This window comes from Microbacterium sp. K27, from assembly GCF_004794435.1.
In the GTDB taxonomy this organism is placed as follows: Bacteria; Actinomycetota; Actinomycetes; order Actinomycetales; family Microbacteriaceae; genus Microbacterium; species Microbacterium maritypicum_A.
Genome location: NZ_SSDK01000041.1, coordinates 268,592 through 281,987, shown reverse-complemented (window position 1 = coordinate 281,987; position 13,396 = coordinate 268,592). Strand labels below are relative to the sequence as shown.

15 protein-coding genes are annotated in these 13,396 nt (G+C 69.5%); all 15 read left to right on the top strand.

Features of this window, described 5'->3' with window-relative positions:
- Nucleotides 1–87: 87 nt before the first annotated feature.
- The 15 genes from metK to lgt are packed head-to-tail and all read left to right on the top strand — an operon-like array spanning nt 88 to nt 13,395.
- Nucleotides 88–1,281: a methionine adenosyltransferase gene (gene metK, locus DW307_RS12745; protein WP_029265353.1), complete on the top strand. Its 1,194-nt coding sequence runs from the start codon at nt 88–90 to the stop codon at nt 1,279–1,281.
- Nucleotides 1,282–1,297: 16 nt separating this feature from the next.
- Nucleotides 1,298–3,256 carry a primosomal protein N' family DNA-binding protein gene (locus tag DW307_RS12740; protein ID WP_029265354.1) on the top strand — a complete coding sequence of 653 codons (1,959 nt, stop codon included), beginning with the start codon at nt 1,298–1,300 and terminating at the stop codon, nt 3,254–3,256.
- A gap of 18 nt (nt 3,257–3,274) precedes the next feature.
- A complete protein-coding gene (locus tag DW307_RS12735; protein WP_029265356.1) occupies nt 3,275–4,195 on the top strand; it encodes a methionyl-tRNA formyltransferase in 921 nt (306 codons plus the stop codon).
- Nucleotides 4,192–5,691: an RsmB/NOP family class I SAM-dependent RNA methyltransferase gene (locus DW307_RS12730; protein ID WP_029265358.1), complete on the top strand. Its 1,500-nt coding sequence runs from the start codon at nt 4,192–4,194 to the stop codon at nt 5,689–5,691. The genes DW307_RS12735 and DW307_RS12730 overlap by 4 nt, the downstream gene beginning before the upstream one ends.
- A 4-nt stretch (nt 5,692–5,695) precedes the next feature.
- Nucleotides 5,696–6,376 (top strand): ribulose-phosphate 3-epimerase, encoded by a 681-nt coding sequence (gene rpe / locus DW307_RS12725; protein WP_021200603.1) that lies wholly within the window; start codon nt 5,696–5,698, stop codon nt 6,374–6,376.
- On the top strand, nt 6,373–6,636 hold the full coding sequence (locus DW307_RS12720; RefSeq protein WP_017202142.1) for a phosphoribosyl-ATP diphosphatase: 264 nt from the start codon (nt 6,373–6,375) through the stop codon (nt 6,634–6,636). Before rpe ends, DW307_RS12720 begins: the two co-directional genes overlap by 4 nt.
- Before the next feature lie 38 nt (nt 6,637–6,674).
- On the top strand, nt 6,675–7,517 hold the full coding sequence (gene hisG, locus DW307_RS12715; protein ID WP_029265359.1) for an ATP phosphoribosyltransferase: 843 nt from the start codon (nt 6,675–6,677) through the stop codon (nt 7,515–7,517).
- A complete protein-coding gene (hisF, locus tag DW307_RS12710) occupies nt 7,517–8,278 on the top strand; it encodes an imidazole glycerol phosphate synthase subunit HisF (protein ID WP_029265360.1) in 762 nt (253 codons plus the stop codon). Before hisG ends, hisF begins: the two co-directional genes overlap by 1 nt.
- Complete coding sequence (gene hisI, locus DW307_RS12705) at nt 8,275–8,655, top strand: phosphoribosyl-AMP cyclohydrolase (protein ID WP_021200600.1); 381 nt, start codon at nt 8,275–8,277, stop codon at nt 8,653–8,655. The genes hisF and hisI overlap by 4 nt, the downstream gene beginning before the upstream one ends.
- Nucleotides 8,652–9,239 carry a Trp biosynthesis-associated membrane protein gene (locus tag DW307_RS12700; RefSeq protein ID WP_021200599.1) on the top strand — a complete coding sequence of 196 codons (588 nt, stop codon included), beginning with the start codon at nt 8,652–8,654 and terminating at the stop codon, nt 9,237–9,239. The genes hisI and DW307_RS12700 overlap by 4 nt, the downstream gene beginning before the upstream one ends.
- A gap of 48 nt (nt 9,240–9,287) precedes the next feature.
- A complete protein-coding gene (locus DW307_RS12695; protein WP_021200598.1) occupies nt 9,288–9,518 on the top strand; it encodes an HGxxPAAW family protein in 231 nt (76 codons plus the stop codon).
- A gap of 2 nt (nt 9,519–9,520) precedes the next feature.
- Nucleotides 9,521–10,291 (top strand): indole-3-glycerol phosphate synthase TrpC, encoded by a 771-nt coding sequence (gene trpC / locus DW307_RS12690; protein ID WP_205810494.1) that lies wholly within the window; start codon nt 9,521–9,523, stop codon nt 10,289–10,291.
- Nucleotides 10,291–11,559 carry a tryptophan synthase subunit beta gene (gene trpB / locus DW307_RS12685; protein ID WP_021200596.1) on the top strand — a complete coding sequence of 423 codons (1,269 nt, stop codon included), beginning with the start codon at nt 10,291–10,293 and terminating at the stop codon, nt 11,557–11,559. Before trpC ends, trpB begins: the two co-directional genes overlap by 1 nt.
- On the top strand, nt 11,556–12,359 hold the full coding sequence (gene trpA / locus DW307_RS12680; protein WP_136024900.1) for a tryptophan synthase subunit alpha: 804 nt from the start codon (nt 11,556–11,558) through the stop codon (nt 12,357–12,359). Before trpB ends, trpA begins: the two co-directional genes overlap by 4 nt.
- A 10-nt stretch (nt 12,360–12,369) precedes the next feature.
- Nucleotides 12,370–13,395, top strand: a complete 1,026-nt coding sequence (gene lgt / locus DW307_RS12675) for a prolipoprotein diacylglyceryl transferase (RefSeq protein WP_021200594.1) — start codon at nt 12,370–12,372, stop codon at nt 13,393–13,395.
- Nucleotide 13,396: the final 1 nt, after the last annotated feature.

Here is a 13,396-nt window from a genome sequence, read left to right as displayed (position 1 = left end):
ATTCGGGACCGCGCCTCCCGCCTGTCGGAGGCGCGGTCCAGAATGGGTGCAACACCCTCCTTCCGTCCGTCCCGTTCTGGAGTACCGATGAGCGCCCTGCGTCTGTTCACGTCCGAGTCCGTCACCGAAGGGCACCCGGACAAGATCTGCGACCAGATCTCGGACAGCATCCTCGACGGCCTCATCGCGAAGGACACGGGCTCGCGCGTCGCAGTCGAGACGCTCGTCACGACGGGCCTCGTCCATGTGGCAGGTGAGATCCGGACCGAGGCATACGTCGACATCCCCACGATCGTCCGTCAGGTCGTGAACGGCATCGGATACACCTCGAGCGACACCGGCTTCGACGGCTCCTCGTGCGGCGTCAGCATCTCGGTCGGCGAGCAGTCGACCGACATCGCCCATGGCGTCGACAGCGCGCAGGAGCACCGCGACGGGTCCTCGGTGGACCCCCTCGACGGCCTCGGCGCCGGCGATCAGGGCATCATGTTCGGCTTCGCGACCACCGAGACGCCTCAGCTCATGCCGATGGCCGCGTGGACCGCTCACCGTCTGTCGGAGCGTCTCGCCGAAGTGCGTCGCAGCGGGGAGCTGCCCTTCCTGCGCCCCGACGGCAAGACCCAGGTCACCCTCGGGTACGACGGCTTCACTCCGAAGACCGTCGATGCCGTCGTGGTCTCCACGCAGCACCACCCCGACATCTCGCAGGAAGAGCTTCAGGCTCAGGTCCGTGCGCACGTGATCGACCCGGTGCTCGCGACGACAGGTCTCGATCTCGACGACGTCACCCTCTACATCAACCCCGCGGGTCCCTTCGTCACCGGTGGCCCCAAGGGCGACGCGGGTCTGACCGGTCGCAAGATCATCATCGACACCTACGGCGGAGCATCGCGTCACGGCGGTGGGGCGTTCAGCGGCAAAGACCCGTCCAAGGTCGACCGTTCCGGTGCATACGCCACGCGCTGGGTGGCGAAGAACGCCGTCGCCGCAGGGTTGGCGGAGCGTCTCGAGGTACAGGTCGCCTATGCCATCGGCGTCGCCCGTCCCGTCGGTCTCTACGTCGAGTCCTTCGGGACCGGCACGGTGTCGGATGAAGTCATCACGCGGGCGATCAACGAGGTGTTCGACCTGCGCCCGCAGGCGATCATCGAGCAGCTCGACCTGCTGCGTCCGATCTACGCCCAGACGGCCGCCTACGGGCACTTCGGCCGCGAGCTCCCCGACTTCACCTGGGAGCGCACCGACCGCGCCGAAGAGCTGCGTCGCGCTGCCGGGCTCTGATGGGACCGCGGTCCTGATGCCTCCGGAGAGCCGGCGCATCGCGCGCGTGCTCCTCGATTCGCCCCTGCCGCAGCTCGATCGGCTCTTCGACTACGCGTTGCCTCCCGAGTGGGGCGAGGTGCCTCGTGGTGTTCGCGTGCAGGTCCCGCTGCGCTCCGCCGGGCGTGTGATCGACGGCTATGTCGTCGACGTCGACACCGAGGACGACGCCGACCGGGCGCTCTCGGAAGTCGAGAGCGTGGTGTCGCTGGTGCCGGTGCTTCCGGAGCGCCTGCACACGCTCGCACGCCGCGTGGCGGATCGCGCCGCGGGTTCGGCCTCCGATGTGCTTCGGCTCGTCATCCCCAAGCGCCAGGTGCGCGTCGAGAAGGCCTGGACCGCCGACACGCCGGCCGAGGCGCCGACGGCGGATGCGCTCATCGCGGCAGAAGAGACCGTCGGTCTCTACGAGGGCCTCGATGTCGTGCTAGATGCGGGTGGACGGGCGGCCGTCGAGGCGATTCCGCAACTCGTCGACGGGGTTCAGGGATGGTCCCGGTTGCTGGCGGCCTCGGCGGCGCGGATGCTCGCCGCGGGGAAGTCGTCGATCATCGTGGTCCCCGACAGCCGTGACCTCGATCGACTTCTCGCCGCGCTCGAGGTCCTCGTGCCCGTCGCAGCGATCGTGCGCCATGACTCCCGTCAGACCAACCCCGATCGCTATCGCGGCTTCCTGCGCACGCTCGAGGACGCGCCGTGCGTCGTGGTGGGAAACCGTTCGGCGGTCTACTCGCCGGTCGTCGCCGGCATGGTGGCGATCTGGGACGACGGCGATCCTCTCCTGGGGGAGCCGCTGGCCCCGTACGTCAATGCGCGTGATGCTGCGCTGCTGCGTCAGGAGCTCGAGGGATCGGCGCTGCTCTTCGCCGGGCACACCCGGACGACCGATGTGGAACGTCTGGTCGCCCTCGGCTGGTTGCAGGACGTCAGAGCAACGCGCCGCGTGTTGCCCCGCGTCGTGCTCAGCACGCCCCAGGAGATGGAACAGCCCACCGCCCAGCGGATGCCGTCTTCCGCGTTTCTCGCCGCCCGTTCCGCCGCAGCAGAGGGACCGGTGCTCGTGCAGGTCTCGCGACCGGGTTTCTCGCCGTCGCTGGTGTGTGCGGAATGCCGGGCTCCGGCTCGATGCGCGCACTGCGGCGGTCCGCTCGGGGCGAAGCATCGCGGTGCCGTGCCGGTGTGCGCCTGGTGCGGTCGATCGGCCAGCGCATGGTCGTGCCCGACGTGCTCCTCCACCAAGCTGCGGTTGGCCTCATCCGGGAGCGAGCGCACCGCCGACGAACTGGGTCGGGCGTTCCCGGGCGTGCGTGTGATCGTCGCCGACAGTGCGCACCCGGTGGAGCGGGTTCCCTCCAAGCCCGCGCTCGTGGTGGCGACCCGTGGTGCCGAGCCGATCGCCGACGGCGGATATCGTGCCGTCGTCCTGCTCGACGGCCCACGGATGCTCCAGGCACCCGATCTGCGCGTCGCCGAGTCCTGCCTGCGCTGGTGGTCGAACGCGGCGGCCCTCGCCGCACCCGGCGCACCGATCCATCTGGTCGGAGTGAACGGCGCGGCCGCGAAGGCGCTCGCGACCTGGAATCAGGCGGGCCACGCCCGCATGGAGCTCGACAGCAGGGCTCCGCTGCACATGCCGCCGACGACCCGGGTGGCCCTGGTCCAGGGGTCGGCTCCCGCGGTCTCCGGCGCTCTCGCCGCGCTGACCGAGCTCGCGCTGCCTCCCGACGCGGTGCTGGGGCCCGTCCCGGTCGAATCCGACGACGTCCCTCCACGGGTGCGGGCGCTCGTTCGGTTCGACTACGGCGCCGGAGCGCGGGTGGCGACCGCACTGCGCGCCGCGGTCGTGGCCGAAGCAGTGAGCGGGCGTCGCCGAAAGGGACGTGCGACCAAGAGCACGCTCTCCGTCCGCCTCGATATCCTCGAACCAGAGCTCTGACCCTTCCGGAGAACCTTCATGCGCCTCGTCTTCGCCGGCACCCCCGCTGCCGCCGTGCCCACCCTTCGTCGCCTCGCGGTGTCCCACGACATCGCCGCGGTCGTCACCCGACCGGACGCACCTCTCGGGCGTCGTCGGGTGCTGACTCCGTCGCCCGTGGCTCAAGCGGCTGTCGAACTGGGCCTCCCCGTCATCAAGGCTGCTCGGCTCGATGACGCCGCGACCGACGCGATCTCGGCCCTGAGGGCGGACCTCGGTGTGATCGTGGCCTACGGCGGGCTCGTGCGCGAGCCGCTGCTCTCGGCGCCGACCGCGGGCTGGATCAACCTGCACTTCTCCGTGCTGCCCGCCTGGCGGGGCGCGGCTCCGGTGCAGCGCGCACTGATCGCCGGCGACGAGGTTCTCGGTGCCAGCGTCTTCCAGCTCGTCGCGGAGCTGGATGCCGGCGACGTCTTCGCGAGCCGCACGATCGACCTTCCCGCGACGGCGACGGCGGGAGAGGCGCTCGAGGCGCTCGCGCTGGACGGCGCCGAACTCACGGCCGACGTGGTCTCGGGGATCGCGGACGGTACAGCGGTAGCGGTGCCTCAGCAGGGCGAGCCGACCTTCGCCGCCAAGCTGACGCTCGCCGACGGACTGCTCGACTGGAACCAGCCGCTCGATGTCGTGTTCGCCCGGTTCCGTGGGGTGACCCCGGAACCGGGCGCGCACACCACCGTCGCCGGGCAGCCGCTGAAGGTGCTGGAAGCGGTCCCTGCGCCGGAGGCCGAAGCGCTGGCCCCAGGACGTCTTCGTGGCGCCAAGACGGCGCTCCACATCGGCACGTCCACCGGGCCGCTGGCCGTCACCAGGGTTCAGCCCGCGGGCAAGGGAGCGATGAATGCCGTCGACTGGTGGCGCGGTCTGCGCGGGGTCGATGAATTGGTGGCGGGATCATGAGCGAAGACGGACGACCCCGGCGGCCGCAGCCGTCGAACGGACGGCCGCGTGGCGGGCGGGGAGCGACAGAGGCTCGTCGCGACGTTCAGCGTGGCCCCGTCCGTGCCGTGCAACCCGCGCGACGGGTGGCTTACGACGTGCTGCGCGCGGTGTCCGAGACGGATGCCTATGCGAACCTCGTCCTTCCTCCGGCGATCGCCGATGCGCGGCTCTCTCCGCAGGACGCGGCCCTCGCGACCGAGCTGACCTACGGCACGCTGCGACGACTCGGCACGTATGATGCGATCATCGCCGCTGCGGCGGATCGTTCGACCGACAGCATCGATCCGGCCGTGCTCGATGCGCTGCGCCTCGCGGTGCACCAGCTGCTCGCCACCCGCGTCGCCTCGCATGCGGCTGTCAACGAGTCGGTGAACCTCGTGGCCACAGAGTCCGGCCGTGGCGCATCGAGCTTCGCGAACGCGGTGCTCCGACGTATCACGCGCGAATCGAGCGCGGACTGGCAGGAACGCATCGAGAGCGGGGCACGCTCCGACGACGAGCGCCTCGCTCTGCGTTCCGCACACCCGGTCTGGGTGATCCGCGCCTTGCGTCGCGCTCTGGCGGCCGAGGGGCGCGGAGAGGAACTGGACGCTCTTCTCGATGCCGACAACGCCTCGCCCGAGGTCACCCTCGTCGCCCTCCCCGGCCTGGCGGAGCCCGATGAGCCCCGACTTCCCTACGCGCCGACCGCCTTCGCGTCTCCCGGAGGCGATCCGCGTCGGCCGGTGGAAGCCTCGGGCGGTACCGTGCGCGTGCAGGACGAGGGGTCCCAGCTCGTCGCGCTCGCGCTCGCGGGCGCCGCGCCCATCAAGACGGGGGAGCGCTGGCTCGACCTGTGCGCCGGTCCCGGCGGCAAGACGGCACTCCTCGCCGCGATCGCGCGTCAGCACGAGGCGACGCTGGAGGCGAACGAGATCGTCCCGGTCCGCGCGCGACTCGTCCGCAAGGCGCTCAGGGCGGTTCCCGGTGACGTCGTGGTGCACGAGCAGGACGGGCGCACCCTCGCCGCATCGCGGCCGGGCGAGTTCGACCGCATCCTCGTGGACGCCCCCTGCACGGGCCTCGGTGCGCTGCGCCGCCGTCCGGAAGCGCGGTGGCGCAAGTCTCCGGCCGACGTCGCCGAGCTCGTTCCGCTCCAGGTGGAGCTGCTCTCCTCCGCGGTCGATGCTCTGGCCCCGGGCGGGATCGTCGCGTACGTCACGTGCTCTCCTCACCTCGCCGAGACGACGGGCGTCGTCAAGGAGGTCCTGCGCGACCGCACCGACGTCGTCGAACTCGATGCGCGCGCGGCGATCGCCGATGTCGCTCGCTCACCGATCGATCTGGCCGAAGAGGGGCGGGAGGGATCGGGCAGCGCCCAGCTGTGGCCGCACCGACACGGGACGGACGCGATGTTCCTCGCGCTCCTGCAACGCTCATCGACCGGGAACCACTCATCTGGGAAGGAAGACTAGGACCGTGGAACTGCCCCGCGCCCCGCGCATCAACCCGAGTATCCTCGCTGCCGATTTCGTGAACATGCAGGCGGACCTCGCCCGGATCGCGACAGCCGACTTCGCGCACGTGGATGTCATGGACAACCATTTCGTCCCCAACCTGACGTTCGGCCCGCAGATGGTGGAACGCATCCAGGCGACCAGTCCGATTCCGCTCGATGTGCATCTGATGATCACCGACCCGGAGCGCTGGGCTCCCGGATACGCCGAGATCGGCGCGGCGAGCGTGACCTTCCATCTCGAAGCGTCGAGCGATCCCGTGGCCCTCGCACGCCGGTTGCGTGACATCGGCTCGCGGGCGGGGGTGGCGGTCAAGCCGGCGACACCCGTGGAATCGCTGTACGACGTGCTCGACGAGTTCGATCAGATCCTCGTGATGACGGTCGAGCCCGGCTTCGGGGGACAGGGCTTCATGCCCGAGACGATGCCGAAGCTCCGTGCCCTCGCCGACGAGGCGCGTCGGCGAGGATCCCGCGTCTGGCTCCAGGTCGACGGCGGTATCTCCGACCGTACGATCGAGATCGCCGCCGATGCGGGCGCCGACACGTTCGTCGCCGGCTCGGCCGTATACGGCGCCGATGACATCGAGGCGGCCGTCACCCGGCTGAGAGACCTCGCCAGAGCCGCTAGCCTGGAACCGTGAAGACTTTCGACGAGCTGTTCGCCGAGCTCAGCGTCAAGGCCGAGACCCGTCCTGAGGGATCGGGGACGGTCGCCGAGCTCGACGGCGGCGTGCACACGATCGGCAAGAAGATCGTGGAAGAGGCCGCCGAGGTGTGGATGGCGTCTGAGTACGAGTCCGACGAAGCCGCCGCCGAGGAGATCTCCCAGCTGCTGTACCACGTCCAGGTGATGATGCTCGCGAAGGGCCTCAGCCTGCAGGACGTCTACCGACATCTGTGATGCGCTCCGTTCCGATCTCCTCGAACTGAAAGCCATCCATGCTGCGCATCGCTGTTCCCAACAAGGGCTCGCTCTCCGAGACCGCCGCCGACATGCTCGCCGAGGCGGGCTACGCCGGTCGCCGCGACCCCAAGACCCTGCACGTCATCGACGCCGAGAACGACGTCGAGTTCTTCTTCCTCCGCCCCAAGGACATCGCCACCTATGTCGGCTCCGGCGCGATCGATGTGGGCATCACCGGACGTGATCTGCTGCTCGACGCCCGTATGCCGGGTGCGCGGGAGATCGAGGCGCTCGGTTTCGCCGGCTCGACGTTCCGCTTCGCCGCTCCGACCGGACGCTACACCGACGTGAGCGAGCTCGACGGTCTGCGCATCGCCACGTCGTATCCCGGCCTGGTGGACGCGTTCCTCGACGAACGCGACATCGCCGTCGATCTGGTGCCGCTCGACGGAGCCGTGGAGTCCGCGGTCCGCCTCGGCGTCGCCGACGCGGTCGCCGATGTCGTCGAGACCGGGACGACCCTGCGCCAGGCCGGGCTCGAGGTCTTCGGTCCGGTCATCCTGGAATCCGAGGCGGTACTCATCGCGGGACCGGTGGATGCCGAGGGAGCGGACACGCTTCTTCGTCGCCTCCGCGGCGTGATGGTCGCACGTCGCTTCGTGATGATCGACTACGACCTGCCGGTCGCCCTCCTCGATGACGCCGTGAAGGTCGCCGGCGGCGTCGAATCGCCGACCGTCTCGCCGCTGCGCGACCCCGAGTGGGTCGCGGTGCGGGTCATGGTGGCGCGCTCGCGCGTGAACCCCGTGATGGATGCGCTGTACGCGCTGGGTGCGCGGGCCATCCTGGTCACCGCGATCCACAACGCGAGGCTCTGATGACGCTCGCCAGTCGGGTGATCCCGTGCCTCGACGTGGCTGATGGCCGCGTCGTCAAGGGAGTCAACTTCGAGAACCTGCGCGACATGGGCGACCCGGTCGAGCTCGCCCGGCATTACGCCGCCCAGGGCGCGGACGAGATCACCTTCCTCGACGTCACCGCCACGGTCGACGCCCGTGCGACGACCTACGATGTCGTGCAGCGCACCGCCGAGCAGGTGTTCGTCCCGCTGACCGTGGGCGGGGGCGTGCGCAGCGTCGACGATGTCGCACGTCTCCTCGCGGTGGGCGCGGACAAGGTGGGGGTCAACTCCGCTGCGATCGCGCGCCCTGAGCTCATCGGCGAGATCGCTGACCGGTTCGGTGCCCAGGTGCTCGTGCTGTCGCTGGACGTGAAGCGTGCTCCGACAACGCGCTCGGGCTTCGTCGTGACGACACACGGCGGCCGGACCCAGACCACCCTCGATGCGCTCGACTGGGCGCGGGAGGCTGCGGAACGCGGCGCGGGTGAGCTGCTGGTGAACTCGATCGACGCCGACGGCACGCGTGACGGCTTCGACCTGGAGCTCGTCCGCCTGATGCGCGAGGCGGCCTCCGTACCGGTCATCGCTTCGGGCGGGGCGGGGCAGGCTTCCGACTTCGCTCCCGCGATCAAAGCGGGCGCGGATGCCGTCCTGGCGGCGAGCGTGTTCCACACCGGCGCGCTCACGGTCGGAGATGTCAAGGACGCGCTTCGCGCGGAAGGAGTGCTCGTACGATGAGCGATGCAGACGGGCAGGCGGCTTCGGTGGAGGAGCGCATCGCACAGGTCGTCTTCAACGCCGACGGCCTGGCCCCCGTGATCGTGCAGCAGTGGGACACGCGCGAGGTGCTCATGCTCGCCTGGGTCGATGCGGAGGCGCTTCGACGCACCTTGACATCAGGGCGGGCGACGTACTGGTCGCGCTCCCGCCAGGAGTACTGGCGCAAGGGGGACACGTCAGGGAACATCCAGGTCGTGCACGAGGCGCGTCTGGACTGCGACGGGGACGCGATCCTTCTCCTCGTCGCGCAGACGGGACCGGCCTGTCACACCGGCACGCGCACGTGCTTCGACACGAACGATCTCGAGGCGATCGTCGGGACGGACCAGTCGTGAGCTTCGCGCAGCGCGGTCGCGCCCTCTCCGTCTCCGGATTCCTTCTCGCCGGTGCGATCGGCATCATCTCGTCGACCCAGACCTGGCTGACGGTCGAGCGCGCGGATGCGGGCGAGGCGATCCTGGTCCCCGGTGCCTCCGCCATGGTGCTGCTCGCTCCGCTCAGTCTCGCGGTTCTGGCCCTCGGCGCGGCGCTGTCGATCTCCGGCAAGGTCGTGCGCCTGATCTTCGGTGTCCTCGCGGCGGCGACGGCGCTGTTCCTCGGCTGGTCGACTCTCCAGTTGCTGATCGCCGAACCCTTCGACGCGGTCGCGGCGACGGTGACCGAGGTCACCGGTCTCGCCGGGGGACTCGCCGTCCACGAGGTCGTGGCGAGCATCGTGCCGTCCGCCTGGCCGTACATCGCCCTCGTGGGCTGGGCGATCCTGCTCGTCGCGTCCCTGGTCGTCCTGATCACGTGGCGGGGATGGAAGGCCGGAGGACGGCGCTACCGGACCGAACACGTCGAGGTCGCGCATGACGGTCCCGTCGACGCCGTGGATTCCTGGGACGAGCTGTCCCGGGGCACCGATCCGACGCGCTGACCCCGATAGACTGATTCCGAACCGCACGTCGTCCCCCCGGAGGAGAACATGACCAACCCGATCGCCGACCCCGGCCACGGACACTCGCCTGCCGCCTGGACCGCCGTCGTGATCATGCTGGTCGGCGTCGCCGCCGGCACCGTCGCCTTCTGCTTCGAGCAGCCCGCCCTCGTCGTGGCCTCGGTCGCGCTCATCCCGATCGGTGCGATCGTCGGCTGGGCGCTCGCGAAGGCCGGTTACGGCGTGAAGGGTCCGAAGTACGCTCCGAAGGCGCACTAATGGTGCTCGCCGACCTGACGGCCGGCGCTGTCGCAGACGCTGAGCGTCGCTCCCTGTCGCGCCCGCTGGCCACTGTCGAGCGAGACGCTCTCGCACGCCCCGCGGCCAAGGACGCCCTGTCGTTCCTCGCACCGTCGGATCGGGCGAAGATCATCGCGGAGGTCAAACGCGCGAGCCCCTCGCGAGGAGCTCTCGCCGACATCCCCGATCCCGCGCTGCAGGCTTCCCTGTACGAGGCGGGCGGCGCCTCCGCGATCAGCGTCCTCACGGAGGAGCGTCGTTTCGGCGGAAGCCTCGCCGACCTCGAGGCCGTCACGGCCCGGGTCTCGCTGCCGGTGCTGCGCAAGGACTTCATCGCCACCCGCTACCAGGTGCTCGAAGCACGTGCGGCGGGTGCCGACCTCGTTCTGCTGATCGTCGCGGGCCTCGAGCCCGCGGTGCTCCGTGATCTCTTCGGCTTCATCGGCGAGCTGGGCATGACCCCTCTCGTGGAGACGCATTCCGCGGATGAGCTCGAGGCCGCGATCGATCTCGGCGCGCCGCTGATCGGCGTGAACGCGCGAGACCTCAAGACCCTCGAACTCGACCGCGACCTCTTCGGGCGCCTGGTCGATCGAATCCCCGACACGGCGGTGAAGATCGCGGAGTCCGCGGTGCTGACGCCCGCCGATGTCGTGCACTACCGCTCCGCCGGCGCCGATGTCGTCTTGATCGGCGAGGCGCTCGTGACCGGCGACCCGGTCGCCACCCTCAAGAGTTTCCTGGAGGCATGATGAGCCTGCGCGACCAGCACGGCCCCTTCTTCGGCGAGTTCGGCGGGCGCTACATGCCCGAGTCGCTCATCGCCGCGATCGATGAGCTGACGGTGGCCTATGAGGCGGCGATCGTCGATCCGGAGTTCCGAGCCGAGCTCGCGCACCTGCTCAGCTCGTACGCCGGCCGCCCTTCCGCCATCACCGAGGTACCGCGGTTCGCCGAGCACGCCGGGGGTGCGCGCATCTTCCTCAAGCGCGAAGACCTCAACCACACCGGCTCGCACAAGATCAACAACGTGCTCGGTCAGGCGCTGCTGACCAAGCGTCTGGGCAAGACCCGCGTGATCGCCGAGACCGGTGCCGGTCAGCACGGCGTCGCGACAGCGACCGCAGCGGCGCTGTTCGGTCTGGAGTGCACCATCTACATGGGCGAGGTCGATACCGAGCGTCAGGCGCTCAACGTCGCCCGCATGCGCCTTCTGGGCGCGGAGGTCGTTCCGGTCACCTCGGGTTCGCGAACGCTCAAGGACGCGATCAACGACGCCTACCGCGACTGGGTGGCGTCGGTCGAGACCACCAACTACATCTTCGGTACCGCGGCGGGACCGCACCCGTTCCCCGCGATGGTCCGCGACTTCCAGAAGATCATCGGCGAAGAGGCGCGTGCCCAGCTGCTCGACGAGGTCGGTCGTCTGCCGGACGCCGTCATGGCGTGCGTCGGCGGCGGATCCAACGCGATCGGCATGTTCGACGCGTTCCTCGATGACGAGGGCGTCAAGCTCTACGGCGTCGAGGCGGCGGGCGACGGCGTCGACACCGAGAAGCACGCGGCGTCGATCGAGCGGGGCCGCCCCGGTGTGCTGCACGGTGCGAAGACCTACGTCCTCCAGGACGCCGACGGCCAGACCGTCGAGTCGCACTCGATCTCCGCCGGACTCGACTACCCGGGCGTCGGTCCGGAGCACTCGTGGCTCGCCGACATCGGTCGTGCCGAGTACATCCCGGCCACCGACGACGAGGCGATGCAGGCGCTGCGTCTGCTCAGCCGGACAGAGGGGATCATCCCCGCCATCGAGTCGGCGCACGCTCTCGCCGGTGCCCTGCGCATCGGCCGCGAGCTCGGCCCCGACGGACTGATCGCCGTGTGTCTGTCCGGCCGCGGCGACAAGGACATGGACACCGCGGCGCGCTACTTCCAGCTCTACGACGAGGCCGCTCTGGCCCACGATGTCGCCGCGGAGAGCGAAGAGGAAGAACTGGCCGCGAAGGGGGAGCCGCAGCTATGAGCCGCGTCGAACAGGCGATCCAGCGCGCACAGGACGCCGGGCGCAGTGCCTTCGTCGGCTATCTGCCCGTGGGTTTCCCCGACCTCGAGACGAGCATCCAGGCGGCCATCGCCCTCGCCGAGAACGGTGTCGACATCATCGAGCTGGGCCCGCCGTACAGCGACCCGGTGATGGACGGCGCGATCATCCAGGAGGCGACCACCAAGGCCCTGGCGGCAGGTTTCCGGATGGCCGACCTCTTCACGGCGATCCGCGCGATCACGGCGGCGACCGATGTGCCCGTCCTCGTGATGACGTACTGGAACCCGGTCATGCAGTACGGCATCGACCGTTACGCGGACGACCTGCTCGCTGCGGGCGGCGCCGGATTGATCACGCCCGACATCACACCCGACGCGGCAGGGGAGTGGATCGCCGCGAGCGAGCGGACGGGCCTGGACCGGGTGTTCCTCGCCGCTCCGACCTCTTCCGACGAGCGTCTCGACCTTGTGGTGAAGTCGTCCACCGGGTTCGTCTACACGGTCTCGACCATGGGCATCACCGGGGAGCGCACTGAGCTCGATCGCGCCGCCCGCACCCTGGTCGGGCGTCTTCGCGCGCACGGCGCTCACCGTGCATGCGTCGGCATCGGCATCTCCACCGCCGAGCAGATCGCCGGGGTGTCGGAGTATGCCGACGGCGCGATCGTCGGCACCGCGCTCGTCCGCGCCCTGCGTGACGGCGGCGTGCCCGCCCTTGCGGAAGTCACCCGAAACCTGGCCTCCGGCACCTCGTCGGCACGCCCCGATCACGAGAACTAGAATCGCACTCATGTCACTCGCGCTCCACAGCACCTTCACGAACGTGCTCGCCAGCATCCCGAGCCCCACGGTCTCGTACTTCGACCTCGGGCCGATCCGGATCCACTTCTACGCGCTGTGCATCATCGCCGGCATCATCGTGGCGACCTTCCTGACGAATCACCGTCTCACCAAGCGCGGAGCGGAGCCGTGGGTCGTCATCGACATCTCGATCCTGGCCGTGCCCCTGGCGATCATCGGTGCGCGCATCTTCCACGTCCTGACCCACCCGAACGACTACTTCGGGGAGGGGATCAACACCTGGAACCCCTTCCAGCCCGGCTCGGTGTGGGCGATCTGGGAGGGCGGAATCGCGATCTTCGGCGCCCTCATCGGCGGTGCGATCGGTGCGTACCTCGGGTGCCGTTGGACCGGTATCCGCTTCTGGACGTTCGCCGACGCCCTGGCCCCCGGCCTGCTGTTGGCGCAGGCCATGGGCCGCTTCGGCAACTGGTTCAACAACGAGCTCTTCGGTCTTCCCACGGACCTGCCCTGGGGGCTGGAGATCCCGTCCACGAACTCGGCCTTCCCCCCGGGACTGCCCGAGGGCACGCTGTTCCACCCGACCTTCCTCTACGAGGTTCTCTGGAACGGACTGGGCGTCATCGTCCTGCTCTGGCTCGGCCGCAAGCTCTTCTTCCAGTGGGGCCGTCTGTTCGCCATCTACCTGATCTGGTACAGCGCCGGGCGCATCGTCTGGGAGTCGATCCGCATCGATCCGAGCGAGATCATCCTCGGCCTGCGCAGCAACGTCCTTGCCGCGATCATCGGCGTCCTCGTCGGTCTCGCGATCCTCATCGTCCAGACACGTCGACACCCCGGACTCGAGCCCTCGCCGTACCAGCCGGGTCGCGAACGGACGGACGTGGACGCTGATGTACAATCGCAGAACAATCCCTCTGACTTCGTGGACGTGAGCGAGCCTCCGACCGAAGAAGTCACCGCAGGAGCCACCGCCACAAGCACTGCTCCCACGAGCGAGGACGGCTCTCGATAAC

Bases quoted from the DNA above. Each gene is read 5' to 3' on its own strand.
- lgt (WP_021200594.1), top strand. From the start codon at position 12,370: ATGTCACTCGCGCTCCACAGCACCTTCACGAACGTGCTCGCCAGCATC.
- trpA (WP_136024900.1), top strand. From the start codon at position 11,556: ATGAGCCGCGTCGAACAGGCGATCCAGCGCGCACAGGACGCCGGGCGC.
- metK (WP_029265353.1), top strand. From the start codon at position 88: ATGAGCGCCCTGCGTCTGTTCACGTCCGAGTCCGTCACCGAAGGGCAC.
- hisG (WP_029265359.1), top strand. From the start codon at position 6,675: ATGCTGCGCATCGCTGTTCCCAACAAGGGCTCGCTCTCCGAGACCGCC.
- DW307_RS12730 (WP_029265358.1), top strand. From the start codon at position 4,192: ATGAGCGAAGACGGACGACCCCGGCGGCCGCAGCCGTCGAACGGACGG.
- DW307_RS12735 (WP_029265356.1), top strand. From the start codon at position 3,275: ATGCGCCTCGTCTTCGCCGGCACCCCCGCTGCCGCCGTGCCCACCCTT.
- DW307_RS12695 (WP_021200598.1), top strand. From the start codon at position 9,288: ATGACCAACCCGATCGCCGACCCCGGCCACGGACACTCGCCTGCCGCC.
- DW307_RS12740 (WP_029265354.1), top strand. From the start codon at position 1,298: ATGCCTCCGGAGAGCCGGCGCATCGCGCGCGTGCTCCTCGATTCGCCC.
- trpB (WP_021200596.1), top strand. From the start codon at position 10,291: ATGAGCCTGCGCGACCAGCACGGCCCCTTCTTCGGCGAGTTCGGCGGG.
- hisF (WP_029265360.1), top strand. From the start codon at position 7,517: ATGACGCTCGCCAGTCGGGTGATCCCGTGCCTCGACGTGGCTGATGGC.
- hisI (WP_021200600.1), top strand. From the start codon at position 8,275: ATGAGCGATGCAGACGGGCAGGCGGCTTCGGTGGAGGAGCGCATCGCA.